This window comes from Sorangium sp. So ce385, from assembly GCF_051474135.1.
Lineage (GTDB): Bacteria > Myxococcota_A > Polyangia > Polyangiales > Polyangiaceae > Sorangium > Sorangium cellulosum_D.
Window position 1 is genome coordinate 7,598,993 of record NZ_CP150337.1, and the last position, 26,674, is coordinate 7,625,666.

Sequence of the window (26,674 nt, forward strand, 5' to 3'; positions counted from 1 at the left end):
GCGGCCCGGCGCGGCGCCGCGCAAGCCGCGCGCGCCGGGGAGTACTATAGCGAGCCCATGCGATCCCAGACGGACGAGGCAAAGGCCGACGAGCACCTGCGCGCGACGCGGGCGTACTACGACGAGTTCTCCGCGCGCTACGAGGACCGGCGCGGGGGCCGCGACGTCGGGGGTTACCACGATCTCGTCGACGCGCTCGAGGTCGACTTCGTGCGGCGCTTCGGCGAGGACCGCGACGTGCTCGAGGTCGGGTGCGGCACCGGTCTCCTGCTCGCGCGGATCGGCGCGTTCGCGCGCTCCGCGCGCGGGGTCGACCTCTCGCCCGGCATGCTCGAGCGCGCCCGCGAGCGCGGCCTCGACGTCGTCGAGGGGAGCGCGACCGCCCTGCCCTTCGCCGACGAGAGCTTCGACGTCGCCTGCTCGTTCAAGGTGCTCGCCCACGTCGAGGACGTGCGCCGCGCGCTGTCGGAGATGGCGCGCGTGGTGCGGCCCGGCGGCCACGTGATCGCGGAGTTCTACAACCCCTACAGCCTGCGCGGGCTCGTGAAGAAGCTCGGCCCGGCGGGCGCCATCAGCGACCAGACCCGCGAGAGCGCCGTCTACACGCGCTTCGACGCGCCGCGCGCCGCCGCCGCCTTGATGCCGGAGGGCGTGCGCGTCGTCGCCTCGCGGGGCGTGCGCATCGTGACCCCGTTCGCGGCCGCGATGCGCGTGCCGGGGCTCGGCCGGCTCCTGCGCCGGGCGGAGTGGGCGCTGTGCGACACGAGGCTCGGGGAGCTCGGCGGGTTCTGGATCGCCGCCGCGCAGAAGGCGTGAGCCGCGCCGCCGGCCCCGGTCAGAACCGGCCGAGGAGCCCCGCGTAGAGGCCGCCGGGGAGCGCGGAGATCGTCGGCGCCGCGGAGAAGCCCGGGGGTGGGGGCGGCACGCGGCGCGTGCGGAAGGAGACCCGCTCCGGGATGAACGTGATCTGCGCGTGGGCGATCCCCGCCGCGACGAGCGTCGCGAACGTCCCGAAGGCCACGCGGTTGACCGCGGCCGCGGTCTCGATCCGGCTGTTCAGCGCGTCGATGTCGACGGCCTGCGCGGGGGTGCCCGGCGCCCTGGGCCGCGGCGTGACGTCGACGTTCGTGTAGCTCGACAGCGCCAGGGCCGACACGATCGACGTCCCGCCGGCGACCGCCTGGCCGACCAGGAAGAACCAGCCGAGCCCCTCGTCGCCGTTCTGGAACTGCCCCACGCCGAACGGCAGCATCGCGATCCAGCGGGAGTTCCGCTCCACGACCCGCTCGCGCCCGGCGAGCCGGCGGAGCTCGGCGACCCAGCGGCGCTCGTCGTCGCGGCTCCGCTCGATCCGCAGCCGCTCCGCGCGCTGCGCCTCCGCCTTCTGCCGGGTCATCTCCTCGATCCGCGCCCGGATGCGCGCCCGGACCGCGATGAACCGGTCGATGACCTCGGGCTGGAACACCGCCGGGTTCGGCGAGTACACCGGGTTGTCGAGGAGGATCTGCTCGATGTAGGCGTCGGCCTCGCTCGTGCGCCGCAGCGCCACGAGCGCCGCGGCGGCGAGGCCGCGCGCCCGCTCGACCAGGGCGGGATCCGAGATCCGGCACGGCTTGCCCTCGACCTCGGTCGCGCCGCGCTCGCAGGGCGGGCTCGCGGGGTCGAGCATCGCCGCGAAGCGGGTCACGGCCTCCTCGTAGTGCCCGGCGTCGAAGCGCGTCTTGGCGAGCTCGAACTGCTGCATGTCGTCGGCGGCCGCCGGGCCCGCGCAGAGGAGCGCGAGGGCGCCCGCAGCGGCCGCTGCGAGGCGCCGCGGCGCGAGCAGGGCGCGGCCGCTCCCGACCGATGGGAAGCGAGCGCCGGGAGATTTCCCGCCTGGAGTTCGCGCAGCCATGCGGAGGGGTGCGCCGTGATGTAGCGGAGTTTGGGCGGGGATGCTGAGATTTCCGGCGCCGACGCCGCAATGAAGGCGTCGCCGTCAGCCGGACGGCCAGGAAACGGTGTTCGACTCGCCGGCCACGAGCGTGACGTTGCCGACGAGCGGCGCCGCCTCCGGCGTCGGGGGCGTGAAGATGCAGCGCCCGCTCCAGAACACGTCGCTCAGGGTCACGGTCTGCGGGGCGCCCGCGAAGCCGATCAGGCCGATCTGCGGGCACTGGTACTGCGCGCTCGGCGGCGCGCCGCTCAGGACGACCGTGCTGGGCAGGATCTCCAGCTTGTGGACGATCCGCTGCGGCGCGGCGACCCCGGGCTTGGGCGCGACGACCGAGATGACGCCCGAGTACGGCTTGCAGCACCGCGAGTTGGGCACGCTGATGTCGACGCTGTGCGCGCCGACCTTGAGCGGCGTGACCTTGTTCGCGCCGAACCAGTTGATCTCGACCCCGTCGAGCACCAGCTTGGCGCCGCTCGGGACGATCTGGAAGACGACGTCGCGGACCGCCGGCGCCTCGGCCGGGGAAGCGGCCGCCGACGCGACGGGCGGCGGATGAAACCGCGGGCGGGGCCGCGGCGCGATCGCGACCTCCGCGGCGCTCGGCGGGACCTCCGCGGCGCTCGGCGCGACCGCGCGTACGTTCGGCGGCGGGCTCAGGGCGTCGATCGGCGCGTGCCGCGGCGGCTCGCCCGCGAGGGGCGCGTCGCCCTCCGGCGGTGCCCCCTCCGGCGGTGCCCCCTCCGGCGGTGGAGAATCGCGCAGCGCGCGCGCGACGCCGAACGCGGCGACGCCGAGCCCCACCGACGCGAGCGCCACGAGCAGCGCGCGCCGCGCGAGCTGTCGCCGGCTGCGGCTCGCGTTCAGCTTCGCGATCCGCTTGAGGATGGTGAGGTCGTTCGGCGCGAGGGCGAGGGCCCGGTTGTAATCGGCGGCCGCGCCCGGCACGTCGCCGCGCTTGCGGCCGGCCTCCGCGCGCGCCACGAGGCGCGGGACGAGCCGCGCGGCGTGCCGCTCCGCGTAGCCCGCGGGGTCGGCGAAGTACGCGGCGAGCTCGGCGCGCGGCTCCGCGACGCCGAGCTCGCCGAGCTCGGCGCGGATCAGCTCGGCGAGCGCGCGCGGGCTCGCCGTGCGGCCCGCGATGTCGTGCGCGAGGGCGCCCGCGACGATCCGGCTCCAGCGCGCGCCCACGGCGGGCCGCTCGCGCTCGGCCTCCGGGTAGACCCCCTCGATCACCTTGCGGAGCACCTGCGCCGGGTTCTTGCCCTCGAACGGCAGGTGCCCGACGAGGCACTCGTAGAAGAGCACCCCGAGCGCGAAGACGTCGGTGCGCGCGTCGACCTCGCCCCCCTCGATCTGCTCCGGCGCCATGTGCGCCGGCGAGCCGAGCACCTGCCCGGTCGACGTGACGCCCTGGGCGTCGAGGATCTTGGCGATGCCGAAGTCGGTCAGCTTGATGACGACGCTCGCGCCGTCCCAGCTGCCGCCCGGGCGGTCGGACGGCAGCTCGACGAGCACGTTCTCCGGCTTCACGTCGCGGTGGATGATCCCCGACGCGTGCGCGTGCTCCAGCGCGTCGCACAGCTCGAGCACCACGGCGGCGCCGATCTCGGCCGGCATGTCGCGGTGGGCGCTCAGGATCTTGCGCAGCGTGGAGCCGCGGAGCAGCTCGACGACGAGGTAGCGCTCGCGATCCTGCTCGCTGGAGACGTCGTACACCTCGACGATGCCGGGGTGGCGCAGCTTCGCCGCCGCGCGCGCCTCGGCGACGAAGCGGGCGCCGACCTCGGCGTTCTCGCGGAGGTGCTTGTGGATGATCTTGACGGCGACCTCGCGGCGGAGCCGCGGGTCGCGGGCGCGGTAGACCGTGGCCATCCCGCCGTGGCCGAGCTCCTCGATCAGCTCGTATTTCTCGAGCTTCGGGAGGCCTTCTGCGCCCGCGTGTCTGGAGAGGGATTCCTGCTCGCCCGTCGAGCCCCTATCGCGGGCGAGCACGCTCATTCAACGACCTTCACCCGAATCGCGTTGGTCGACCCCGAGACGCCGACCGGAGCGCCGAAGATGGTGACGAGCTTGTCGCCGGGCGAGACGAGGCCGTTCGCCAGCAGCTGCCCGGTGGCGCGCTCGATCATCTCGTCCGAGTTGCGGAGCGCGTCGACGGGGAACGGCACCACGCCCCAGAGCAGCGCGAGCCGCCGGCGCGTCGTGTCGTTCGGCGAGAAGGCGACGATCGGCACCACGGGGCGCGCCTTCGACGCGTACCGCGCGGTGAGGCCGCTCTCGGTGAACGCGATGATGAGCTTCGCGCCGATGTCCTTCGCGATGTCGCACGCGGCGCGCGCGGTCGCCTCGGCGACGTTCGCGCGCTGGCCGGGCTGCTCGCTCGAGAGGTAGCGGTAGAACGAGCTCTGCTCGGCCTCGGTGACGATGCGGGCCATCATCCGCACGACGAGCGGCGGGTGCGCGCCGGTCGCGGTCTCCTGCGAGAGCATGACCGCGTCGGTGCCGTCGAAGACGGCGGTCGCCACGTCGCTCGCCTCGGCGCGCGTCGGGCGCGTCGCGGTCACCATCGACTGGAGCATCTCGGTCGCGACGATGACCGGCTTCTGGTGCACGCGGGCGAGGCCGAGGATCTCGCGCTGGATGATCGGCACGCGCTCCGGGTTGAACTCCACGCCGAGATCGCCGCGCGCGACCATGACCCCGTCCGAGGCGAGGATGATCGACTCGAGGTTGTCGATGGCGCCTGGCGTCTCGATCTTGGAGACGATCGGCGTCGGGCGGCCCCAGGCCTCGCAGATGTCGCGGACGTGCCGGACCTCGTCCGCGTTGCGCACGAACGAGAGGGCGACGTAATCGACCCCCTGCGCGAGGCCGAAGCTCAGGTCGGCCTTGTCCTTCTCGGTGAGGGCGGAGATCCGCACGCGCCTGGCCGGCAGGTGCACGCCCACGCGATCGCGCAGGCGTCCGCCCTGCGTCACGCCGGCGTGGACGCGCTCGCCCTCGACCTTGGTGACGGTGACCACCACGCGGCCGTCGTCGATGAGGACGACGTCGCCCGGCTGCAGGTCGGAGGCGAGGCCCTCGTAGAGGATCGGGATCTCGCCGGGCGTGGCGACGGGGCTGTCCCGGTTCGCCTCGACCAAGGTAACGGAAGCCCCGTCAGCGACCTCGAAGGTGTTGCCGGGGAAGCGACCGGCTCGGATCTTCGGGCCGCAGAGATCCTGCAGGATCGCCACCGGCTTTCCGCAGGCCTCCGCAGCCGCGCGGACCGTGGCGATTGCTTTGCCATGATCCTCATGCGAGCCGTGAGAGAAGTTGAGTCGAGCGACATCCATACCGGCGCGGATGAGCTGCTCCAGCGTCGTTTGAGAGTCACACGAAGGGCCAATGGTACAGACGATTTTCGCTCTGCGTACGAGCACGGGCGGAGCATGCCACGAGCAGGGGTCGCGACACTACCCTGATTGTGAAGGAGCCATGCGGACTTCATCGGATTCCAACAAAGCCGCGGGATGGACGAGCCCAGACGCCGCGCGCGCGTCGGCGCAGCAGCCGAGCGCGCGGGCCCGCGGCGGGCGGCGCGCGTCACGCAAGGCCGCGGGCGCCACGCAAGGCCGCGGGCGCCGCGCGAGGCCGCAGGCGCCGCGCGAGGCCGCGGAACGCTGAAAATCAGGCGGTCGCTGTGAGGGGGGTGAGCGACGGGGAGGCCGGCGCGCGCCGCAGCGCGGCATGACCTCCCCGCGGGATCTCGTGGCTAGGAGCGTCGCTCGCGGCGCTCGCGCGGCGGCGGCCCGCCGCGATCGCGCTCCATGCCGGGCCGCGGGCCGCGGTCGCGGTCGCCGCCGCGCCCGCCGCCCGGGCCGTCGCGCCGCGGCGGCGGGCCGGCGTCGCGCGCCTGCGCCATGCGCTCGCGCGCCCGATCGCCCTCCTCGCCCTCCGGCAGCGGGAGCAGCTCGCGCCGGCTCAGCCGGATCTTCCCGTCGCGATCGACGCTCAGCACCTTCACGTCGACCGAGTCGCCCTCCTTGAGGACGTCCTCGACGCGCTCGACGCGCGTGTGGGCCATCTCCGAGATGTGCAGCAGGCCGTCGGTGTTCGGGAGAATCTCGATGAACGCGCCGAAGTCGGTGATGCGCTTGACCGTCCCCTTGTACGTCGCGCCGACCTCGGGCTCGGCCGTGAGCCCCTTGATGATGTCGAGCGCCCGCTTCACCGCGTCGGAGTCCGACGACGCGACGTTCACCGTGCCGTCGTCCTCGACGTCGATCGCGACGCCGGTCTGGTCGACGATGCCCTTGATGGTCTTGCCGCCGGGGCCGATGATGAGCCGGATCTGGTCGGGCTTGACGCGCACCGTGGTGATCCGCGGCGCGTACTGGCTGAGCTCGGGCCGCGTGGTCGGCAGCGTCTCCAGCATCCTGTTCAGGATGTGGAGCCGCCCCTCGCGCGCCTGATCCAGCGCCTGCATCAGGATCTGCCGGCTCAGGCCGGCGATCTTGATGTCCATCTGGATCGCGGTCACGCCGCGCGCCGTGCCGCAGACCTTGAAGTCCATGTCGCCGAGGTGATCCTCGTCGCCGAGGATGTCCGAGAGCACCGCGTAGCGCTGGCCCTCCATGATGAGCCCCATCGCGATGCCGGCGACGGGCGACTTGATCGGCACGCCCGCGTCCATGAGCGAGAGGCACCCGCCGCAGACCGCCGCCATCGACGACGAGCCGTTCGACTCGAGCGTCTCCGACACGATCCGGATCGTGTAGGGGAACTGATCCGGCGGCGGGATCATCCGGGAGAGCGCGCGCTCGGCGAGCGCGCCGTGGCCGATCTCGCGACGGCCGGGGCCGCGCAGCGGCTTCGTCTCGCCGGTCGAGAAGGGCGGGAAGTTGTAGTGGAGGTAGAAGCGCTTCCACGTCTCGCCCATCAGGCCGTCGATCTTCTGCTCGTCGGTCGAGGTGCCGAGCGTCGTCGTGACGATCGCCTGCGTCTCGCCGCGCTGGAACAGGGCGCTGCCGTGCACGCGCGGGAGCAGCCCCACCTCGCACATGATCGGCCGGATGCTCTTGCCGTCGCGGCCGTCGATGCGCCGGCCCTCCTCGATCACGTACGTGCGGACGACGTGCGCCTTGCGCTCCTCGAACTCGGCCTTCACGAGCCCCTGGAGGGGCAGGAACTTCTCGGCGCCGAGCTCGGCCGACAGGGTCTCGGTCAGCTTCTTCTTGAGCGTGCTGTAGCCGTCGTAGCGCGCCTTCTTGTCGGTCACCCGCGTCGCCGCCTTGAGGTCCTGGTCGACGATCTGGGCGACGCGCTGCTTGACGTCGTCCGGCAGCGCCGGCGCGACGAACTCGCGCTTCGGCTTGCCCACCGCGGCGCGCATCCTCTCGATGAGGTCGATGACCGGCTGCGCCGTCTCGTGCGCGAACATCAGCGCGTCGATGATCTCGGCCTCGGTCGCCTCCGCGGCGCCGCCCTCGACCATCACGATCGCGTCGCGCGAGCAGGCGACGACGAGGTCGATGTCGCACCGCTCGATGTCGGCGACCGTCGGGTACGCGACGAACTCGCCCTCGAGGCGGCCCACGCGCACGCCGACCACCGGACCGTGCCAGGGGATGTCCGAGATGTGCAGCGCGGCGCTCGCGCCCGTCAGCGCGAGGACGTCGGCCTTGTTCTGCTTGTCGCTGGACAGGACCGTCGCGATGATCTGCGTGTCCCGCTTGAAGCCCTCCGGGAAGAGCGGGCGGAGCGGGCGGTCCATGAGGCGGCTCGAGAGGATCTCCTCCTCGCGCTGGCGCGCCTCGCGCTTGAAGAACCCGCCGGGGATCTTGCCGGCGGCGTACGTCTTCTCGACGAACTCGCAGGTGAGGGGGAAGAAGTCGAGGCCCGGCCGCTCGTCCTGCGAGACGGCGGTCACGAGCACCATGGTATCGCCGTAGGTGACGAGCACGGCCCCGTGGGCCTGCTTCGCCAGGCGGCCGGTCTCGAGGGTGAGGGCGCGGCCGCCCACCATGACGGATTCACGAACGAACATCAGGATTTCAGCTCTCTCTCGCGCGATCGCGAGGGCCGCTGCGTGCGGCGCTACGCCGAGCGCGAGGGGCTGCTCTTCTTCCTCGATTCCTGCGCAGGAGCCGCGCTGCTGCGCACGAAGCGAAGACGAAGACGCGCGGAGCCCGCGCTCGGGAACGGCGAGGCCGAGCGCCCCGCCGTCCCGTGGTCAATGAATGTGCTCCTTAAAGCGTTCGCTCCGCTCTCGCCAGCGCAAAACGCATCCGTTCAGGGGTGCGTGCCGCAAAACCTCACGAACGGAAGGGCCGGGACGCCGGCCGGCGCCGCGGGGGGTGCGCGGGTATTGAGGATGGGGGTCGGCGAGCTGCGCGTGGCGGGCGGACAGGCCGGCCGGCCTCGGCCGATGCTCGCACCTGCCCCGACACGAGGGGCAGGAGGCAGACGGACCGCCGGCAAGAGGCAGACGGGCGCCGCGCGGGCGCGCGGCGCCTCGGGAGCGCGCCGGCGAGACCGGCGCAATCTGCCCGGAAATCCGCTACTTGCGGAGGTTGAGGCGGTTGATGAGGCTGCGGTAGCGCTCGATGTCGACGCGCTTCAGGTAGTCGAGCTGACGGCGGCGCTGGCTCACCAGCTTCAGGAGGCCGCGGCGGGAGTGGTGGTCCTTCTGGTGGGTGCGGAAGTGCTCCTGCAGCTGGTTGATCCGCTCGCTGAGGAGCGCGATCTGGACCTCGGGCGACCCGGTGTCGCCCTCGTGGATCGCGTACTTCTGGATGATGTCCGTCTTCTGGATCGAATGCAGCATGGCTGGCTCTCCATGGCCTCTCCGGTGCGCTGCCGAGCGCCCGGGCCGGCGCGTCTTCACGACGCCGGCGACTGGCCAAGCGACGCCTGAAGGCGAGCCCCGCGCCCGGAGCGGCGGGAGCCCGCGAAATTCAGGCCAGTGAGCTGAGGAGCGCGCGAGTATACGCAGGCGCGCCGGTCCGTCAACGCGCCCGTCAACGCGGTCGACGCGGCCCGCGCGATTTGTCACCCCCAGAACGGCCGATTGGCTACCCTCGGTCAGCGATGCCCGGCACCCTCCGGCCCCCCGAAGACGCTCCCCGACTGCAGTCGGACCCTTCCCGACCGCAGTCGGACCCGCGCGGCTCCCGACCGCAGTCGGACGCACGCGGCTCGCAGTCGGACCTGCATATCGCGCACGCGATGACGAGCCTCTCGACCTCCGCCACCGCGCTCCCGAGCTCCGGGAGCGACAACGCGACGCCCAAGGTTTGCCCCACCTGCGGGGTGCGGTACCCGGCCGAGTTCAGGGTGTGCCCGCGCGACGCCGCGACCCTCGACGACTCCGTGGACGACGCGCTCCGCGACGACCTCGTCGGCAAGACGCTCAACGAGACGTACACGGTCGTGCGCGTCGTCGGCGAGGGCGGCATGGGGCGCGTCTACGAGGCGCGCCACACCCGGATCTCGAGCAAGCGCTTCGCCATCAAGATGCTGCACCCGGAGTACGCGCGGCAGCCGCAGGTGATCTCGCGCTTCCAGCGCGAGGCCGAGGCCGCCGCCGCGGTGCAGAGCCCGTACGTCGTCACCGTCTTCGACGTCCACCGCACCGCGGAGGGGCGGCCGTTCCTCGTCAACGAGTTCCTCGAAGGCAAGGAGCTCGCCGACTACCTCACGGAGGTCGGCAAGATGAAGATCGGCCCCGCCGTGCGCATCGTCCGGCAGATCTGCAAGGCGCTCGCCGCCGCGCACGCGAAGGGCGTGGTGCACCGCGACATGAAGCCGGAGAACGTGTTCCTCACCGGCGACCTCGCCACGCCCACGGCCAAGGTGATCGACTTCGGCATCTCGAAGGTCGACGACGCGCCGGGCGCCGCGCTCACGCAGACCGGCATGATCATGGGCACGCCGTCCTACATGGCCCCGGAGCAAGCCCGCGGCGAGCGGGTCGATCACCGGGCGGACATCTACGCCGTCGGCGCCATCCTCTACTGCGCCCTCACCGGCAGCCGCCCGTTCGACCGCAACGATCCGACCGCGACCCTGACCGCGGTGCTCACCGAGGACCCGCCGCGCCCGCGCTCGCTCGAGCCGAGCATCCCCGAGCCGCTGGAGATGATCATCCAGCGCGCGATGGCGAAGGAGCCCAGCCACCGCTACCAGACGATGGACGAGCTCGACGCGGAGCTCGCGCTCTACGACACGAGCGAGCCCGAGCCGCGGGAGCTGAGCTCCCCCGTCGTCCAGCCCGGGCCGCGCACGTCGCTGCCGTCGGCGCCGCGCGCCGCGACGATGCAGCTCCGCCAGGCGCAGCAGGTGAGCATGGCGAGGCCGCTCATCCTGCTGCTCTCGGTGCTCGGCCTCTTCTGGGTCGCCGGCGGCCTGATCACGCTGGTCACCGCGATCATCCGCCTCTCGCGCGGCGGCACCGTGACCGACAACCTGACCGGCCTCGAGGCGGTCCTGCTCGCGTCCGGCATCGGCTTCGCGCTGATCACCCCCGCGCTGATCGGCGCGCGCCACGTGCGCCGCAACGTGTGGAACAACAGCATGAAGTCGGTCGACCTGGCCGACAACATCCGCCGGCCGATCGTCGTCGGGCTGTGCGCCTACGGCTTCGCGTCGCTGCTCGTGCGGGTCGTCGAGGCCGTCGTCCTCCGGCGCGCGGCCGGCGTCGCCTGGCCCATGTGGGACGTCGTGCTGTTCGCGATCGGCGCGGTCGGGGCCGCCGGGGCGTACCTCTTGCTCCGCAGCGAGAGCCGGTAGCCCGGCCGGCGAGAGGCCCGCGCCTAGCCGCGCCCGCCGTCGAGCCAGGCCTGGAGGAGCAGCGCCGCCGCCGCGCCGTCCACCCGCTCCTTGCTCTTCCGCCCCGAGACGCCCCCGTCGCGCAGCCGCCGTGCCGCCTCGACCGTCGTCAGCCGCTCGTCGATGAGCTCCACCTCGACCCCGGTCGCGTCGGCCAGCGCCTGCGCGAAGGCCGCGGCCCGCCGCGCGGCGGGCCCCTCGTCCCCGTTCATCTCCAGCGGCAGCCCCACCAGGAACCGCGTAATCCCTTCGTCCCGGGCGAGCGCCGCGAGCGCCTCGAGGAGCGCCTTCCGGTTCCGCCCGTCGAGCAGCGGCCGCGGGTGCGCGTAGAGCCCGAGCTCGTCGGTCACCGCCACGCCCACGCGGGCCTTCCCAAGATCGATCGCCGCAGCGCGCGTCTTTGCCTTCGCCATGCCTCTCGGACCCAGCACATAGCCCCAAGACGGTGAGCCGGCGAGACCCGAGCGCACCGGGAAGCCTCCGACCGGCTTGACCCGCTCGCCAGCTCCGACCATAAGCGCCGCGCGATGGAACTGCGCGCGGTACGGGGGATGAACGACATCCTCCCCGAAGAGGTGGAGCGCTGGCACAAGCTCGAGGGGGCCTTCCGCCTCCACGCGGAGCTCCACGGCTATGCCGAGGTGCGCACGCCGCTGCTCGAGCCGACGGAGCTCTTCCAGCACCAGATGGGCGAGACGACGGACGTGGTCGAGAAGGAGATGTACTCCTTCGAGCGCCACGGCGATCGGCTCACGGTGCGGCCGGAGGGCACGGCCGGCGCGGCGCGCGCGTACGTCGAGCACGCGGTCCACGCCAAGGAGCCGGTCACCCGCTGGTACTACCTCGGGCCGATGTTCCGCGGCGAGCGGCCGGCGAAGGGGCGCTACCGCCAGTTCTACCAGGCCGGCTGCGAGCTCTTCGGCGATCCCGGGCCGCTCTGCGACGCCGAGACGATCGACCTCGTCGCGACGTTCCTGCAGCGCATCGGCGTCGGCGACTTCGTCGTCCACGTGAACTCGCTCGGCAGCGCGGGCACGCGCGAGCGCTACCGCGAGGCGCTGCTCGCCTACTTCACGCCGCGCAAGGGCGAGCTCAGCGAGGACTCGCAGCGCCGCCTCGAGAAGAACCCGCTGCGCATCCTCGACTCGAAGGACCCGCGCGACCACGAGGTGTCGCGCGACGCGCCGTCGACGCTCGACCTGCTCGACGACGCCGACCGGGCCCACTGGCAGGGCGTGCTGCGCTGCCTCGACGTGCTCGGCGTGAACTACGTCATCGACCGGTCGCTCGTGCGCGGGCTCGACTACTACACGCGCACGCTCTTCGAGGTGAAGGCGACCTCGAGCGATCTCGGCGCCCAGAGCACGCTCGCGGGCGGCGGCCGCTACGACAACATGGTCGCGGGGCTCGGCGGGCCGAGCGTGCCGGCGATCGGCTTCGCGATGGGGATGGAGCGGCTGCTCACGGTGATGGCCGACGCCCCCGCGCGCCGCAGGCCCGGCTGCTTCCTCGCCCCGCTCGGCCAGAGCGGCGCGGACCGCGCGCTCCTGCTCGCGAAGCAGCTGCGCGCGCTCGGCGTCTCGGTCGAGCTCGACGGGCGCGGCGGCCGGCTCAAATCGATGCTCCGGCGCGCGGACGCCCTCGGCGCGCGGCTCTGCGTGATCCTCGGCGACGCGGAGGTCGAGCGCGGCGTCATCCAGATCAAGGATCTCGTGGCGCACCTGCAGGAGGAGATCCCGCTGGAGGGCGCGGCCCGCGTGCTCGCGGATCGGGCCCTCGAGGCGTCGCCCGGCGGCCAGCGGGGAGCGCGTTGACCTCCGAGGCGATGGGAGCGCAGGGCTGCTCGCGGGGGGCGCGCGGCGCTCCGGCGGACGAGGCGCGGGGCCGGGCGCGGCGCGCGGGCGCGGCGCTCGCGCTCGCCGCGGCGGTGGCCGCGCTGGCGGCGCCGTCGGTCGCGGCGGCGCAGGTCAGCTTCGGTCAGCCCGGCATGGGGCCGCCCCCCTCGAGCGCGCCGCAGAAGCCGCCGCCCGGCACGCCGGAGACGCACGCGGCGCCGACCTCGGAGGAGAGCCCGATCCAGACGCAGGAGCCGACCCTGCCGGAGGACCCGCTGGCGATCCCGCCGCAGGTCAAGAAGCAGATCGGCACGAACGACCCCGGCGAGTGGGAGGTCGGGCGCGCGGCGGAGATCCAGCGCGACTGGTACGGGCTCTACTACGGCGAGAAGAGCGGCAGCTACCAGTTCCGGACGCTCTTCCCCCTGTGGGCGGAGCGCAAGATGCCCGGCGACCGCGCCACGATGGTGACGCCGCTCTACTACAACCGCCGGAGCAAGGACGTCGACGCCGACGTGCTCTTCCCGTTCTTCTGGAAGCTGCGGGACCAGAACACGTACACGACGATCGTCGGCCCGTTCATGCACCGCGAGCGCGAGGGGCGCCCCGCGGGCCCCGGGCGCAAGGCGGAGCCGGGCCGGCACGACAACTGGCTCGCGCCCCTCTTCTTCGAGGGCAAGAGCGACGACGGGAGCGGCTACTTCCACATCCCTCCCCTGCTCACCTTCACGCACCACACGGCGCGGAGCGGCTTCAACCTGGTCGGCCCCCTCTTCTGCAGCTGGAAGGGCGGCCCCGCGTGCGACGCGCGCTCGGCCGACAAGATCGATCTCGGCCTGGCCCCGCTCTACTTCTACGGTCGCGACGAGAGCAGCGAATACGAGGTCATTCCGCCGCTCTTGCACTACTACCATTACAGCGACATCGGAGACCGCTCGACGAACGTCTGGGGTCCTCTGATGTGGCAGCACTCGCGCAAGGGCGACGTGTTCAACGTCATGCCCTTCTACTGGCACAGCTGGGGCAAGAACTACGATCGCACCACGCTGTTCCCGTTCTTCCATTACGGCTACGAGGGCAACTCGAACCTGCTCGTCACGCCGCTCTTCGTGAAGGCGCGCGGCGAGGAGGGAGAGAGCACCTTCGCGACCTGGGGCTACGCCCGCTATCGAGGGCGGACGGAGCTCGACATGATCACGCCGCTCTTCTGGCAGTACCGGGATCCGGACATCGATCTGGAGCGGACGTTCCTGCTCCCGTTCTATTACCGGAACACCTCGCCGCGCAGCGACGATCTCGTGCTCTTCCCGTTCTATGGCCGCTTCAAGCGCCACGGGTTGAGCGACACGACGTGGCTCACGCCGCTGGTCCGCCACACGCGGGATCTCACGGGCTGGGAGACGGACATCTACCCGTTCTTCTATTCGGGTCGAAACCGCAGCTCCACGCACCTCGTGGTCGCGCCGTTCCTCTGGGACTTCGCGTCGCCGACGTCGCGCACCACGATCGCCCTGCCGGTCTACTTCCGGTTCGCGGACCAGAACTCGGTGACGCAGGTCGCGCTCAACACCTTCTACCGGGAGCGGCGGGTTCGGACGGGCATGGAGTGGGAGTTCCATTTCTTCCCCGTGTTCTCGTACGGCGAGACGCCGGGCGGGCACTGGTGGAACCTGCTGTACGGGCTCGCCGGGTACACGCGCGAGGGCACGATGTCGAAGATGCGGGCCCTCTACGTCCCGATCCAGCTGAGCGAGTGATCCGGCCGAGCGCCGCGCTGACGGTCTCGGCCCGCCCGCGCGGCGGGCGGCCGCGCGGCGGTGGACATCGCCGCGGAGGTCGGCAATCGTTGGCGCGGTCGCGATGAGCACCTCCGCGCGCGAAGCGCCCTCCCCCCGCCCCGAGCTCGCGAGCCTCGGCGGCGCGCCGCCGCCCCCGGAGCTCGCCGCCGACCTGCGCCGGCTCCTGGACCTGCCCGAGGGCGCGCGGCAGCGCCTCTGGGAGGCGCTCGGGCCGAGCCTCGGCGAGCCGGTGCCCGCCGCCGTCGAGCGGCTCCTCGACGGGTTCTGCCGCCGGCACGAGGTCGGCTCCGAGGCGCTCGCGCGCGTGCTCAAGGCGTGCCGCTTCCTCGTGCGCGAGGCGAGCAAGCGCGACCTCGACCGCGCCGCGCTCGCGGCCGACCTCGCGGCGCTCGCGCCCGGCGAGGGCGCCGAGGAGATCCAGGCGATCCTGCTCGCCGGCTACGACCAGGCCCGGGCGGTCGTGCGGCGGGAGATCGTGCGCGGCGCGCTGCTCGACCACGGCAAGCTGCTCACCGGCGTCGACTGGCGCGTCGACTCGATCGCGGCCGCGAGCCGCGGGGCGAAGATCGCGGCGCCCGTCGTCCTGCTCACGCTGAGCTACCAGGAGGGCGACCAGCGCTCCCGGATCACCCTGCAGGCCACCCCCGACCTGCTGCGGGAGCTCCAGCAGATCTGCGCGCAGATCCTCGGCTGACACAGGACGCTCAACTCGATCAGGGTCCCTGCTTTCGCGCCGCGTTGCCGGCCTCGATCATTTCGATGAGGACCTCGCGCGAGGCGGCGTCGCTCCGAGCACGGCGGCCAGCTCCTCCGCCTGCGCCATCTGCTCGGCCGGGTCGCCGGGGGCCATCGTGATCTGCACGTGTCCCCCGGTGATCGCCTGCTGGACCACCGGCGCGCTCAGGACGATGCCGTCGACCACGATCGCGATCCGGCGCTTGACGGACTCGCGCGAGAGCTCCGTAAAACGCTCGCCGCCCTCATCTGTGAGCTCGACGGACACATAGGCGCCGCCACGCTCGTCCAGCGCCGCGCGCGCGCTCGCGACGTCGTGCCCGGTGATGGTCGCCGGCCATCGGACGATGTACGTGCGCCAGCCGACGTGCTCGAGGTTGTCCTGCTCGTCGCGCTCGTACAGGTACCCCGCCAGGAAGCGCCGGCCGGACGGCACCGGGTACTTCGCTTCCACCCAGGCCAACAGCCGGGCGCGCGCCGCGTCGAGGGTCTCGGTCTCGCCCGGAACGATGCGCGCGAACGTCCGCGGTGTGGTCCGGCCCGGGCCGACCGGCGTGTTCTCGACCCTCAGCGAGACGCCGGGAGCCAGAGGCTCCGGCGGCGCGCCGAGCGCGGGGACGTCGATCTCGTCGTCGACGGCGAGCACCTGCAGCGCGTCGGGGCGCGGGGACGCGGCGGCCGGGCTCTCCGGGCCGAGCTCGGCGCTCGTCGGGAGCAGCAGGAGCCCCGCGGAGAGCAGCGCGACCGCCCCGATCGGGAGCGCCGCGGCGGACGCCCGCCGCCCCGCGCCCCGCGCCCGCGGCGGCGCGGCAGGCGCGACGGGCGCGTCCTCGTCGGCCTCGCTGGCCGGGTCGTCGTCCTCCTGGTCGCGGGCGCGGGGCAGGAAGGCCGCCGCGAGGCACTCTTCTGCGCGCTTCGCGGCGCCGCGCGGGACCATGAGGACGATGGGCACGTAAGGGCCGAAGAACTGGAGTAGCCGCCGCTGGTGCTCGCCCCGCGCGTGGACCGGGATGCCGGCGGCCTGGAGCGCCGCGCGCGCGGCGTCGAGCGCATAGGGCCGGTGCTCCGGCCACACGGGCGCGAGATCCGGCAGGGCCCGCCGCGCCCGCCACTCGGCGGCGATGTCGAGCGCGAGCGCCGTCGCCAGCGCGAGCGCGACCGCGTTGAGCGCGTGGCCCGACACTCGCCAGGTGACCTCGGAGACCGCGAGCAGCGCGACGACATAGACGAGCGTGCGGGCGACCGCGCGAGGCATGGCGGCGCGCGCCTCGGCTTCGAGGGCGCCGCGCGATCGCCCCTCGGGATCGGTGGCCGCCGCGACGGCGGCGACGCGCGCCGGCGCGTGAAAGGCCCACGAGAGCGCGACGCCAAGCGCGATGACGGCGAGCAACGCAGCGGCTGTGCCCGCGCGCTCGCCGCTCAGGAAGCGCGCCGCGCCGTCGAACGACGCGCCCAGCCAGGTGCCGACCAGGCCCGGCACCGTCACGAGCGACGCGGCCAGCGTGAGCGGGACGATGCCGCTCGCGGGCGTGGCGATCGAGAGCGGCGGCGGCGGCGGGCGCTCCGCCGCGGCCCGGTAGCTCCCGCCGCCCTCGTCCGCCGGAGGCGCCGCGACCGGCGGCGGCGAGCGCAGCGCGTAGCAGGTCGACAGCACCACGAACACGGCGCCGAGCGCGAGCGCGCCGAGCTCCACCGGCGTGAGGGGCTGGGGCAGGAGGCGCGCCGCCGGCGACGCCGCGGCGCGACGGAGGAGGCGCTCCGCGTCGTCGAGCAGCGGGGACAGGGCCGTGAGCACCGCGAGGCCGCTCGCGAGACCATAGGCGCTGACGGCGTCCGCGAGCACGAGCGCGCACACGGCGCCGGCCACGAGCGTCACACCGAGGAGCAGCGACGAGGCGATGCCGACCGCGCCGATGCCCACCGAGGAGGCGAGCGTGGCGATGCCCGATGTCTGGGCGATGGCGATGACCAAGCCGAGCAAGAGCGCGGCGCGCCCGAGCTGGGCCCGGCCGGTTGGGCCCCCGTGCCGCAGCGCCGCCCAGCGGGGGACGACGAGCGCGGCGAGCTCCACGAGCATGGTGGACGCGACGAACGGCATCACGCCGAGCGCGAAGACGCTCATGGATCCCGGCGCGGCTTTCCCTTCGATCTCGGGCGGAAGATCGACGCCGGGCAGCCCGATCTCCTGCCCGAGCCTCAGGAGGAGCGGCGCGGCGAGCGTCAGCGCGAGCCCGCCCCAGAGCGCGGCTGGAGACGCACGGCGCGCAGGGTCATGGACAAGAATCGAGGAGGTCGATCGTGTCATAGGGCCCCACCCCCCGGGGCGACCGAGCTAGGAGAGCAGCGCGCCGGAGCGAGCACAAGGATGCCGTCGCGACGGCCGCGAGCCGCTTGCGTTCGAGGAAACGCCGGTGGGGTCGACGGAGAGGCGGGGCGCGGCAAGACCCGTCGAGCATCGCCGCCGCTACGGCGCTGGATCGGGGCGCGCCGCCCCCTCACCCGACCCGCGTCTTCTCCGCCTTCTGCCGCCGCACCATCTCCGCGATCCAGATCGGCGCGAACGGCGGCGTGCAGCCCGGCGACGCCGGGTAGTCCTTGAGCACCTCGAGCCGCTCGCCGATGGCCACCGCGCGGGCGCGCAGCCCGGGGTTGCGGATGCCGATCTCGGCGAGGCAGTGGTTCATCGACCACTGCTTCGGGCCCGGCGCCGCCTTCATCTCCGCCTCGATCTGGTCGAGCAGCGCGGGGAGATCGAGGCCGGCAGGGCTCTTCACGACGCGGTCCGTCGTCAGGCTCCAGCCGGCGCGCCCGACCAGCGCGCTCGCCGCGTCCTTCCAGCGGAGGCGCAGCTCCTCGACGTGGCGCGACGCCTTCACCACGTTGACGATGAACCAGTCGAGCAGCTTGGGGTAGCCGATCTCCCGGACCATCGCGTCCAGCTCGTCCGCCGAGAGGGCCTTCGGCTTGAACACGAGCGTCGCCAGGAGGCGGGCGTCGGGATCGCCCGTGCGCCACAGCTCGCCGGCCAGGGCGTTGTCCGCCTTCAGCCGCTTCGCGAGCGCGCGGAGCTCGGTGAGGTTCACGCCGTGGGCGTCTCCGGCGCGGGCGTTGACCTCGCGCATCCTCTCGTTGCCCAGCGCGTCGAGTTCCCGCATGACGTCGGAGAGCTTCATGGGCCGTAGCTAGCCGTCCGCGCGGGCGCCGTCCAGCGTCGATCACCCGCGCGCCCGCGCGGACGGCGGGCCCTCACACCACCCGGAATCCGTCGCACGTCTCGCAGCGCCTCGTGAACTCGTCCAGCACCTGACGATTGGTGCTGTCGTTCCCGTGCTGCTCCGCCGGATCGCGGGAGAAGGTCCCGTCATCCGGCTCGGTCGTGCGCCGCCCGTCCAGCAGAAGCCGCTCACCCTCCTGGAGGGTCGGAAGCGATCGGAGCGGGTACTCGTGGTCACGATAGCCGCGGGCCCGGCGCACCAAGGTCTCCCAGTTGTTGTTCAAGGCCTCGGTACGCCCGGTTGCTGGGTGGTGGTCACCCAGCGCCACGATCTGCTCCCAGTTGTCGATGAGCGAATCGTGCAGCTCTCCGTTGGACGCGCGGCTGGTTCGACCACTGCGGTCATCGCGCCAAACGGGGATGAGCACCGCTCTAGATGGAGGCCGGATAGGAGACCTGTGCGCCGACGATGGTGAAACTTCCGGTGTTCGTCTCGCCGTTGCCGGCCGCATTGCCGCGCCCGAAGCCGAAATGCCAGATGTCGTTATCATTCAATGCGCTGCTCACCGTGACGCTGCTACCGAAGTACCACGTGGAGAACGCGCTGCTCCATTTGGCGGTCCAGGTCTGGGACTTCATCAGGTTCAAGTAACCGCTCGCAGCAGGGTACGTGACGAGCGCCCCGTTCTCGGTCTGGCTGAAATCCAACGAGTCCCAGCCCGTTGGCGAGCCGTTGAAGTCCACGATGGCGCCTCCCGCCTTGAGCTGCCAGCGATAGTTGTTGGGGACACTCGCCGACGGAACGGCGAAGTAGAGGGTCACCTTGACAGGTTCGGTGGACTGGTTCAGCGCCGCATCGGACGGTTGTGGCAGCACGAGCGTTACGAGCCCAGCCCCGGTGGCAGGGACGCTGAGCCCGTAGCCCACCCGGGTGATGCTGCTCGAGGAGTACGCCAGCGAGGCGGCGGGGAAATAGACATCCTTCCGGACGGTGGTCTGCGCGAAGGCGCTTTCGGCTCCGATGAGGGTAAGGGTCAGCGCGACAAGGGATGCCAGGAACGTGCTTCGGAGAATGAATTTCATTGTTCGTCCTTGTGTCTGGGCCGTCGGCCATCGGCCGCGAGTCGCCGATAGCGAGCGGCAGATCGATCTCGTCGACGGAGCCCTGCGTCGGGCGCAGTATGGTCATCGGGGTGATATGCGGCTCGACCGGGCGAACCAGGCAGCCCAGGGCGCCCCATATGCCCATGAGGACGAGGCTCCTCGCAAAGTCGCACACTCACGCCCTGCGCGGGTGAGCTCCTATACATGTTCCATAATTTAGCTTTTCTGTTCGCTCAAGGAGATCCGCCCGCTGCCGTAGAATGAGCAAGATTCAGACGTGAATGAAGGAGGGCTGGATTGAATGGCGCGAGCACGCGGCCGAGGGCCTCGAGGGCGCGCCCGACACCCAGCTTCTCCGCCCGCCCAATAGCGTATCTGTCCCGCTGCGGCTCCGAACCCGCGTACGCTCGACCCGGCAAGCTGCTCACCGGCGTCGACTGGCGCATCGACACGATCGCGGCCGCGAGCCGCGGGGCGAAGATCGCGGCGCCGTCGTGCTGCTCACGCTCAGCTACCCGGAGGGCGAGCACCGCTCCCGGATTACCCTCCTGGCCACGCCCGACGTGCTGCGGGAGCTCCAGCAGATCTGCGGCGCAGATCCTCGGCGGATCGCACGCGTCACCGCTGACAGCGCGCGTCAGCGAAGGCCGCGCGCGCCACCGAAGGCCGCGCGCGTCACCGCGACCTCGTGCTCTCCCGCTCCTCGGCCCGGTTCGCCGTGACGACCTCGGCGATCGCGCTCAGCGCGTCCTCGGCGGAGAACGGCTTCTCCAGGAGCGGCCGCCCCGACGAGGCGAGGAACCGCTCCACGTCGGCGCCGAAGCCCACGCCGGTCATGAAGATGAACCCCTGCGCGAGCGCCGGATCGCTCTCGCGGATCCGCGTGTAGAAGACGTCGCCCGACATGCCGGGCATCCGCAGATCGCAGAGCACCACGTCGAACCGCTGGCCGCCCGCGAGCATCCCCATCGCCGCGTCCGCGCTCGGCGCGAGCGCCACCTGGTGCACCCGGCCGAGCTGCTCGGACAGCGCGCGCGCCAGCGACGCCTCGTCCTCGACCACCAGCACCCGCGCCCGCTTCGACACGAGCCGCGGCACCGGCGCGACGCTCGGCGTCGCCTCCTCCGCGCGCCCCGCCGCCGGCAGCGAGATGACGAAGCGCGCCCCGCCCGGCGGCTCGCTCCCCGGCACCGGGCTCTCCGCCGTGATCTGCCCGCCGGCGCGCTCGATGATCTCGCGGCTGATCGACAGCCCGAGCCCCGTGCCGACCTCGGGCCCCTTCGTCGTGAAGAACGGCGTCCAGATGCGCGGCAGGTTCTCCTCCGCGATGCCGCCGCCGGTGTCGGTCACCACGATCTCGACCGTGTCCCCGTCGCTCCGCGTCTCGACCGTCACGGTCTGATCGCGCGCCTCGATCTTCGAGCTCGGCTTCGGGATCGCCTGGGCCGCGTTGACGAGCAGGTTCACGATGACCTGCCCGAGCCGGCCGTCCTCCATCAGGATCGGCGGCACCTCCGACAGGTTCTTCACGATCTGCGCCCGCTCGATGATCTGGCCGCGCGTCAGGCTCAGCGCCGACTCCACGGTCCGGTTCGCGTCCGTCAGCGTGCGCCGCGACCCCTCGGGCTGCGGCGGGCTCGCGAACAGCTTGAGGTCGCGGACGATGTCGACGATGCGCTTGATCGAGTCGCGCAGCTCCCGCAAGAGCTCCGACGCGCTCGAGGCGGCCGCGCCCTCCATGCGCACGTTCGGGCCGCGCAGCAGGCGGTCGAGCATGTCCAGGCCGAGCAGGATGAACGCCGCGGGGTTGTTGATCTCGTGCGCCACGCCGGCCGCCAGCGTGCCGAGCGTCGACAGCCGATCGACCTGGATGAGCCGCGTGCGCGCCGCGTGCTCGGTGCTCACGTCCGCGAGCACGCCCTCGATCGCCACCACGCGGCCGCGATCCGAGACCAGCGGGTACACCGTGCCGCGCGCGGTGATCGCGTCGCCGCCCCGACGCCTGAGGCGCGCCTCGTAGGACGACGAGGGCGCGCCGAGCTTGGCCCGCGCCACCGCGTCCTCGAAGCACATCACGCCCTCCGGGTCGGCGTGGGCCTCGCCGAGGAAGCCCGGCGTCTTCAGCGCCTCGGCCACCGGCACCCCGAGGAGCCGCTCGGCGTGGCGGTTCAGGAACGAGAGCTCGCCGGTCTCGGGATCGAGCCGGAAGATGATGAGCGGCGCGTTGTCGAGGAGGTTCCGGTGCTGCTCCTCGAGCTCGCGGATCCTGAGCAGCCGCTCGGCGGCCTCGCGCTCGCCGGCGACGACGCGCAGCGAGCGATCCAGGCCGGCGCCGAGCGCGCCGGCGATCTCTTCCAGGAGCTCGGCCGGCGCTGCGGCCGCCGCCGCGGCGTCCGCGTAGCCGAGCACGAGCGCCGCCACCACGGTGCCGCCGCCGGCGCGCGCCGCGGCCTCGGCGCCGGGCGGCGCGGCCCGCACCGGGAAGGCGACGTACGCGAGGCACCCCTCGGTCGGCCCCAGCCCAAAGAGCGCGTCCCCCGCGCGGGTGTCGTCGCAGGTGAACGCCTTGCCCTCGCCGAACACCCGCCGGAAGAGCGCCGCCGGCGCGGGGAGCAGCGCGCCGAACGGCGCGGCGGCGAGCGTCTCGCCGCGGATGACCGCGTGCGCGCGGAGCTCGCCCTCGGGCTCCGGGAACAGCACCGCGAAGAGCTGGAACGCGGCGAACCGGGCGACGGCGTCGGCGAGCTCCTCGAACGGCCTCGGCAGGAGGAGGTTCGAGTGGCGGGCCACGACGGTGAGGACAGCGTTCAGCGCGACGAGGCGGCGGGACCTCTCGCTCGCAGGCGCATCGTGCATCGCCACGACATCTCACCACGTCGGCGCGCGGGGACGAGAGGCATTCTTCACTTTTGTCCGTCCGGCCTGTCGGATAGGGTCGCCGGGGGCGCGGGCCGGGGTGCCGCGCGGTCGCACCGCTCGAGCAGCCGGAGGGCGGCGTCCCGGCGCTCCTGGCTCACGGCGGGCCCGGCGCCGGCCGCCCCCTCGTGGGCGGCGTACTGGGCGAACATCCGGCGCGCCGTCTCGGCGTCGCCGACGCCGCACGCCGCCACGAGGCGCAGCCGCTCGGCCTCGATCCAGACCCGCTGGATGGGCAGGTGGGCCCCGAGGGCCCGGTCCAGGCGATCGGCCGCCTCGTCGAAGCGGCCGTCGTTCAGGTACTGGCGGCCGAGGAGGTAGCTCGGCAGGCCGTCGCCGGGCGCCTGCGCGGCCCAGGCGCCGAGCAGCTCGGCCGCCCGGAGCCGGTCCGGCGCGCCGCCGCGGGTCCCGATCAGGAGCTCGACCACGGCCGCGCGGGCCCGCTCGTCGTGGGCGGCGGCGATCTTGACGTCGAGCGTCCGCAGCCGGTCCTCGTCGACGAGGCGGCCGGCGACCTCCTGGTACCACGCGACCGCGCGCTCCCGGTCGCCGGCCGAGAGCGCGACGTCGCCGAGCCGCTCCGCCGCGCGGTCGCGCAGGTGGCGCGGCACCGACGCGTCGCCGGCGATGACCTCCAGCTCGCGCACGCCCTCCCCCCGGCTGCCGGGCGCGTCGCTCGCGAGCCGCGTCTCGGCGATGGCGACGCGCGTCGCGGGGCTCTGGTCGAGCGCGAGGACGCGCCGGTACTCGGCGATGGCGCCCTCGTGGTCGCCGCGCGCGCGCAGCTGCTCCGCCTTCTGCGCGCACGCGTCGACCACGTGCGGGCAGCGCCGCTCGAACACGGCGGGCCGATCGAAGCGGGCCTTCGCCTGCGCCCTGGCCGCGTCCGGGAGCGACAGCGCGTCGAGCTCGGCGTGCCACGCGCGCTCCATCTCGGCCCACGAGGCGCCGGTGAGCTCGGGCAGCGGCTTGCCGCCGTACCAGGCGCGGACCGCGGCGGGCCCGTACGTCGCGCGCACGTGGCCGACGAAGGCGCCGCTCACGGTGTAGGCGGTCGACGAGTTCTCGGCCAGGAACCCGAGCGCGAACAGGCGCGCCAGCGGCGGCAGGATCCCGAGATCTTTCATGGCCTTGGCCCACTCGCTCGGGCTCAGGTCCTCGCCTTCCCTGGGCGAGCCGGCGACGGCGATCCCCTCGATGAGGCCCGGGTCGGGGAGCCACCCGCCGAGCCGCCCGGCGACCTTGAACGGGCCGCGGGCGGAGGCGCCGGCGAGCACGTGCATGATCTCGTGCCCGAGCGTCGGGTGCGGGTAGCCGGCGGCCTGCAGGTACACCTCGCGGCGCCACGGCTTCGCCACGTACGTGCGCGACGCGCCCATGAGCGCGCCCTTCTGCGCCGCGCTCTCGAACAGGTAGGCGCGGACCCGGAGCGGCGCGCCGCCCTGCTCCGCGGGCGCGCCGAGCCAGCGCTCGCCGGCCGCGACGTGGGCGTCGCACTCGCGCACGAAGCGCTGGGCGTCGGCCTCGCGCATGCCGCGCGGGTAGACGACCTCGCAGCGCTGGCCCTGCGAGAGCGCGCCGAGCTCGGCCGCGATGGTCTCGGAGGTCTGGAAGTGGCCGAGGCGCGCGCCTTCGAGGAGGTTCGCGGCGCTGAGGGCGGCGCACGCCGCGCCGAGGAGGAGCAGCCCGGGGCGCCCTTGCAGCTGGAACGACAGCCGGCCGCTCGCGTCGTGGACGAGGTGGTGGGCGAGCGCGGACGCGGCGACCAGGGTGGCGAGCGTCCCGGCGCGGTAGGTGAGCAGCCCGGAGGCGTCGACGATCGTGTCGTAGAGGGTGCCGCTGAAGAAGCCGACGAAGGGGTCGTAGGCGAAGACGATCGGGCTCGTGTAGAAGCGGACGGCGCTCACGCCGATCGAGGCGAGCGGGGCGGCGAGCGCGGCGAGGACGGCGACGAGCCGGCGCCGCCACGTGGGGGGCGCGGGCGGCTGGGGCGCGGCGTCGTCGCGCCGGATGCCGGCGGCGAGCTCGCCCGCGACCGCGCCCCAGGCGCCGCCGAGGGCCGCGCCGAGGCCGGGCCCGAGGGCGAAGTGCGCGGAGCCGCCAAGCACGTCGCAGAAGCCTGCGCGGAGGCCGTGCGCCAGGGTGGTGGCGTACGCGACGACGGCGAGCAGGGCGCCGTTCGCGACGCCGCGGCGGAAGGCGTCGAGCGGCAGGGGCCGGTGGGCGGCGACGTCGAGGGCGGTCGCGATCGCCGCGGCGCTCGGCACGAGCAGGCCTGCGGCGAGCGCGCTCTCGTAGCCGGGGCCGTCGAAGAGGGGCAGGAGGCCGACGAGCGCCATCGCGATCGCGACGAGCGCTGCGGCGAGCCTGGTGGCTGGTGAACGCAGCAGCGGGGGCATGGGCGCGGGGGCTCCAGGGCTGCTTTCGTAGTCGCGCCTGCCCGGAGAGGCGACCCTCATTTCGCGCTGCGGAGAGCGTCCAGGGCCGCGCGCAGCACCGCGGCGTCGGCGCGGTCCTTGTCGCGCATGCCTTCTTTGGTCTTCAGCAACCCTTCGAGCCCGAGGACCCGTAGCCGGACACCGTCGATGAAGCGCTCCTCCACGTAAGGCTCCAGCTCGGCCCATCCGTGGCCGCGGGCCGACGGCATCATGTGACGTCGTCCCACGTTGCCGGGCGCGAGCATTCAGCCACGGCGCGCGCGCTCGATCATGGCCTCGACGGTCCAGCGCAGCCTGTCGACCTCCATCTCGGCGTGGCTGCGGTACATGAAGATCCCTTTGGGGGCCCGTGTTCGGTAGCGGGCCATGGTGGCGAGGGCGTCGCGCGATTCGAGCGGCGGGGGCTCGCCGAGCGGCGGCGCGGTGCGCCGACCCACGACGCGGAGAAAGACTTCGCCAGTACGCTCGTCGCGGTCCATAGCCCTCGTGTAGCACGCCTCTCGGGCCAGCCGGATGGTCGCGGGCCACCGCGGCGCTCCGTCATTCCCTCTTTTCTGCTCTACTCGCGCCCCCGCCCCATGTCCCCTCCCCCCGCCGGCCTCTCCCGCCACCCCGATTTCCTGCGCCTCTGGGCCGCGCAGGCGGTGAGCGCGCTGGGCAGCCGCGTCAGCCGGACGGCGCTGCCGGTGATCGCCATCGTGAGCCTCGGCGCCGACGCGGCCGGCGTCGCGGCGCTCTCGGCGATGTCGACCGCCCCGGGCGTCCTCGTGGGGCTCTTCGCGGGCGGGCTCGTCGACCGCTCGCGCAAGCGGCCGCTGCTCATCGGCGCGGATCTCGCGCGCGCCGCGCTGATCCTCTCGGTGCCGATCGCGGCCTGGGCCGGCGCGCTGACGCTCGTCCAGCTCTCCGCGGTGGCCGCGCTGGTCGGCATGGCCACCTCCCTGTTCCAGATCGCCGACAACGCGTACTTGCCGGCGCTGGTCGGGCAGGATCGCCTGGTCGAGGCGAACGCCCGGCTGGAGGGGACCGAGGCGGCCGCGGAGATCGCCGGCCCCGGCGCCGCGGGCATCCTGATCCAGGTGCTCACCGCGCCGGTGACGATGGTGGCGGACGCGCTGTCCTACCTCGGGTCGGCGGTGCTCCTCGGGCGCATCCGGGCGGTCGAGGCGCCGGCCGCGCCTGCGGGCGACGCGGCCGAGGGGGGCGCCTCGCTGCTCGAGGATCTCCGGGTGGGGCTGCGCCACGGCCTCGGCCACCCCGTGGTCGGCGCGACGTTCCTGGCCATGGGCGCGCAGGCGCTCTTCAGCGGCGGGGTCTTCTCCGCGCTGTACATGCTCTATCTCCTGGAGGGCCTGCGGCTGGATCCCGCCGCGGTCGGGCTGATCATCAGCGCGGGCGGCGTCGGCGCGCTGGGCGGCAGCGTCGTCGCGGGGTGGCTGGGCCGCCGCGTCGGCCCCGGGCCGGCGATGATCCTCAGCCTGGTGGTGGGTCAGGCCGGCGCCGTGCTCATCCCGCTCGCCGCGCACCTCGGGCGGCTCGCGGTCCCTGCCCTCGTGCTGCACCAGCTCCTCGGGGACGCTTTCCTCGTGGCGTTCATGATCCACGCCGTGAGCGCCCGGCAATCGATGCTGCCGCTCCACGTGCTCGGCCGGGTCAACGCCACGCTCCACGCGCTCACCGGCGCGCTCTTGCCGGCGGGCACGCTCGCGGCCGGCTGGCTCGCGGGTCGGATCGGCGTCGAGTCGACGGTGTGGTGCGGCGTCATCGCGGGCCTCGCCGCGCCGCTCCTGCTGCTGCGGCCCGCGGTGTGGCGGCTGCGGGCGGCCTGAGACGACGGCTGTTGCGCGGGCGCGCCCCGCGGCGAGCCGCGTTGTTCGCCAGCCGTT

General features: G+C 73.2%; 20 protein-coding genes. 6 read left to right on the plus strand and 14 right to left on the minus strand.

Features of this window, described 5'->3' with window-relative positions; translation table 11 throughout:
* Nucleotides 1-57 precede the first annotated feature (57 nt).
* Nucleotides 58-816, plus strand: coding sequence for a class I SAM-dependent methyltransferase (locus tag WME83_RS27560; protein WP_437312669.1), 759 nt, complete (start codon nucleotides 58-60; stop codon nucleotides 814-816).
* Between the two features lie 19 nt (nucleotides 817-835).
* Here WME83_RS27560 and WME83_RS27565 read toward each other — a convergent pair whose 3' ends face one another.
* From WME83_RS27565 to rpsO, 5 genes are all read right to left on the minus strand, one after another.
* Nucleotides 836-1,894 (minus strand): hypothetical protein, encoded by a 1,059-nt coding sequence (locus WME83_RS27565; RefSeq protein ID WP_437312670.1) that lies wholly within the window; start codon nucleotides 1,892-1,894, stop codon nucleotides 836-838.
* Between the two features lie 84 nt (nucleotides 1,895-1,978).
* A complete protein-coding gene (locus WME83_RS27570) occupies nucleotides 1,979-3,934 on the minus strand; it encodes a protein kinase domain-containing protein (RefSeq protein ID WP_437312671.1) in 1,956 nt (651 codons plus the stop codon).
* Nucleotides 3,931-5,358, minus strand: coding sequence for a pyruvate kinase (gene pyk, locus WME83_RS27575; RefSeq protein WP_437312672.1), 1,428 nt, complete (start codon nucleotides 5,356-5,358; stop codon nucleotides 3,931-3,933). The genes WME83_RS27570 and pyk overlap by 4 nt, the downstream gene beginning before the upstream one ends.
* A 332-nt stretch (nucleotides 5,359-5,690) precedes the next feature.
* Complete coding sequence (gene pnp, locus WME83_RS27580) at nucleotides 5,691-7,964, minus strand: polyribonucleotide nucleotidyltransferase (RefSeq protein WP_437312673.1); 2,274 nt, start codon at nucleotides 7,962-7,964, stop codon at nucleotides 5,691-5,693.
* Nucleotides 7,965-8,477: 513 nt separating this feature from the next.
* The gene (gene rpsO / locus WME83_RS27585) at nucleotides 8,478-8,744 is read right to left on the minus strand and encodes a 30S ribosomal protein S15 (RefSeq protein ID WP_437312674.1); all 267 of its coding nucleotides are present in this window, start codon (nucleotides 8,742-8,744) and stop codon (nucleotides 8,478-8,480) included.
* 401 nt (nucleotides 8,745-9,145) lie between these two features.
* Here rpsO and WME83_RS27590 point away from each other — a divergent pair, with 401 nt between their 5' ends.
* Nucleotides 9,146-10,708, plus strand: coding sequence for a serine/threonine-protein kinase (locus tag WME83_RS27590; protein WP_437312675.1), 1,563 nt, complete (start codon nucleotides 9,146-9,148; stop codon nucleotides 10,706-10,708).
* Nucleotides 10,709-10,731: 23 nt separating this feature from the next.
* Here the strand turns inward: WME83_RS27590 and ruvX are convergent, their stop codons facing one another.
* Complete coding sequence (gene ruvX / locus WME83_RS27595) at nucleotides 10,732-11,160, minus strand: Holliday junction resolvase RuvX (protein WP_437312676.1); 429 nt, start codon at nucleotides 11,158-11,160, stop codon at nucleotides 10,732-10,734.
* A gap of 114 nt (nucleotides 11,161-11,274) precedes the next feature.
* On the opposite strand from ruvX, the gene hisS reads away from it, so the two are divergent.
* The 3 genes from hisS to WME83_RS27610 all read left to right on the plus strand — a co-directional run bounded on the left by hisS (nucleotide 11,275) and on the right by WME83_RS27610 (nucleotide 15,075).
* Entirely contained in the window at nucleotides 11,275-12,561 is a 1,287-nt protein-coding gene (gene hisS, locus WME83_RS27600) for a histidine--tRNA ligase (protein WP_437312677.1), read from the plus strand.
* On the plus strand, nucleotides 12,558-14,339 hold the full coding sequence (locus tag WME83_RS27605; RefSeq protein WP_437312678.1) for a hypothetical protein: 1,782 nt from the start codon (nucleotides 12,558-12,560) through the stop codon (nucleotides 14,337-14,339). The genes hisS and WME83_RS27605 overlap by 4 nt, the downstream gene beginning before the upstream one ends.
* A gap of 103 nt (nucleotides 14,340-14,442) precedes the next feature.
* Nucleotides 14,443-15,075, plus strand: a complete 633-nt coding sequence (locus tag WME83_RS27610) for a COMM domain-containing protein (RefSeq protein WP_437312679.1) — start codon at nucleotides 14,443-14,445, stop codon at nucleotides 15,073-15,075.
* A 57-nt stretch (nucleotides 15,076-15,132) separates the two neighbouring features.
* On the opposite strand, the gene WME83_RS27615 is transcribed toward WME83_RS27610, so the two are convergent.
* The 8 genes from WME83_RS27615 to WME83_RS27650 form a co-directional block, all read right to left on the minus strand.
* Nucleotides 15,133-17,421 (minus strand): SecDF P1 head subdomain-containing protein, encoded by a 2,289-nt coding sequence (locus tag WME83_RS27615; protein ID WP_437312680.1) that lies wholly within the window; start codon nucleotides 17,419-17,421, stop codon nucleotides 15,133-15,135.
* A 190-nt stretch (nucleotides 17,422-17,611) separates the two neighbouring features.
* A complete protein-coding gene (locus WME83_RS27620; RefSeq protein WP_437312681.1) occupies nucleotides 17,612-18,289 on the minus strand; it encodes a DNA alkylation repair protein in 678 nt (225 codons plus the stop codon).
* Between the two features lie 73 nt (nucleotides 18,290-18,362).
* Nucleotides 18,363-18,758: a transposase gene (locus WME83_RS27625; RefSeq protein ID WP_437312682.1), complete on the minus strand. Its 396-nt coding sequence runs from the start codon at nucleotides 18,756-18,758 to the stop codon at nucleotides 18,363-18,365.
* 4 nt (nucleotides 18,759-18,762) lie between these two features.
* A complete protein-coding gene (locus tag WME83_RS27630) occupies nucleotides 18,763-19,413 on the minus strand; it encodes a hypothetical protein (protein ID WP_437312683.1) in 651 nt (216 codons plus the stop codon).
* Nucleotides 19,414-20,109: 696 nt separating this feature from the next.
* Nucleotides 20,110-22,290, minus strand: a complete 2,181-nt coding sequence (locus tag WME83_RS27635) for a hybrid sensor histidine kinase/response regulator (protein WP_437312684.1) — start codon at nucleotides 22,288-22,290, stop codon at nucleotides 20,110-20,112.
* 47 nt (nucleotides 22,291-22,337) lie between these two features.
* Nucleotides 22,338-24,749, minus strand: a complete 2,412-nt coding sequence (locus tag WME83_RS27640; RefSeq protein ID WP_437312685.1) for a hypothetical protein — start codon at nucleotides 24,747-24,749, stop codon at nucleotides 22,338-22,340.
* A 56-nt stretch (nucleotides 24,750-24,805) separates the two neighbouring features.
* Complete coding sequence (locus WME83_RS27645) at nucleotides 24,806-25,000, minus strand: hypothetical protein (RefSeq protein WP_437312686.1); 195 nt, start codon at nucleotides 24,998-25,000, stop codon at nucleotides 24,806-24,808.
* A 33-nt stretch (nucleotides 25,001-25,033) separates the two neighbouring features.
* Nucleotides 25,034-25,267, minus strand: a complete 234-nt coding sequence (locus WME83_RS27650; protein ID WP_437312687.1) for a hypothetical protein — start codon at nucleotides 25,265-25,267, stop codon at nucleotides 25,034-25,036.
* Between the two features lie 99 nt (nucleotides 25,268-25,366).
* Between WME83_RS27650 and WME83_RS27655 the strand changes: the two genes are divergently transcribed.
* On the plus strand, nucleotides 25,367-26,617 hold the full coding sequence (locus WME83_RS27655) for an MFS transporter (RefSeq protein WP_437312688.1): 1,251 nt from the start codon (nucleotides 25,367-25,369) through the stop codon (nucleotides 26,615-26,617).
* Nucleotides 26,618-26,674: the final 57 nt, after the last annotated feature.

Bases quoted from the DNA above. Each gene is read 5' to 3' on its own strand.
- WME83_RS27560 (WP_437312669.1), top strand. From the start codon at position 58: ATGCGATCCCAGACGGACGAGGCAAAGGCCGACGAGCACCTGCGCGCG.
- WME83_RS27565 (WP_437312670.1), bottom strand. From the start codon at position 1,894: ATGGCTGCGCGAACTCCAGGCGGGAAATCTCCCGGCGCTCGCTTCCCA.
- WME83_RS27570 (WP_437312671.1), bottom strand. From the start codon at position 3,934: ATGAGCGTGCTCGCCCGCGATAGGGGCTCGACGGGCGAGCAGGAATCC.
- pnp (WP_437312673.1), bottom strand. From the start codon at position 7,964: ATGTTCGTTCGTGAATCCGTCATGGTGGGCGGCCGCGCCCTCACCCTC.
- rpsO (WP_437312674.1), bottom strand. From the start codon at position 8,744: ATGCTGCATTCGATCCAGAAGACGGACATCATCCAGAAGTACGCGATC.
- WME83_RS27590 (WP_437312675.1), top strand. From the start codon at position 9,146: ATGACGAGCCTCTCGACCTCCGCCACCGCGCTCCCGAGCTCCGGGAGC.
- ruvX (WP_437312676.1), bottom strand. From the start codon at position 11,160: ATGGCGAAGGCAAAGACGCGCGCTGCGGCGATCGATCTTGGGAAGGCC.
- hisS (WP_437312677.1), top strand. From the start codon at position 11,275: ATGGAACTGCGCGCGGTACGGGGGATGAACGACATCCTCCCCGAAGAG.
- WME83_RS27610 (WP_437312679.1), top strand. From the start codon at position 14,443: ATGAGCACCTCCGCGCGCGAAGCGCCCTCCCCCCGCCCCGAGCTCGCG.
- WME83_RS27615 (WP_437312680.1), bottom strand. From the start codon at position 17,421: ATGACACGATCGACCTCCTCGATTCTTGTCCATGACCCTGCGCGCCGT.
- WME83_RS27620 (WP_437312681.1), bottom strand. From the start codon at position 18,289: ATGAAGCTCTCCGACGTCATGCGGGAACTCGACGCGCTGGGCAACGAG.
- WME83_RS27630 (WP_437312683.1), bottom strand. From the start codon at position 19,413: ATGAAATTCATTCTCCGAAGCACGTTCCTGGCATCCCTTGTCGCGCTG.
- WME83_RS27635 (WP_437312684.1), bottom strand. From the start codon at position 22,290: ATGCACGATGCGCCTGCGAGCGAGAGGTCCCGCCGCCTCGTCGCGCTG.
- WME83_RS27640 (WP_437312685.1), bottom strand. From the start codon at position 24,749: ATGCCCCCGCTGCTGCGTTCACCAGCCACCAGGCTCGCCGCAGCGCTC.
- WME83_RS27645 (WP_437312686.1), bottom strand. From the start codon at position 25,000: ATGATGCCGTCGGCCCGCGGCCACGGATGGGCCGAGCTGGAGCCTTAC.
- WME83_RS27650 (WP_437312687.1), bottom strand. From the start codon at position 25,267: ATGGACCGCGACGAGCGTACTGGCGAAGTCTTTCTCCGCGTCGTGGGT.
- WME83_RS27655 (WP_437312688.1), top strand. From the start codon at position 25,367: ATGTCCCCTCCCCCCGCCGGCCTCTCCCGCCACCCCGATTTCCTGCGC.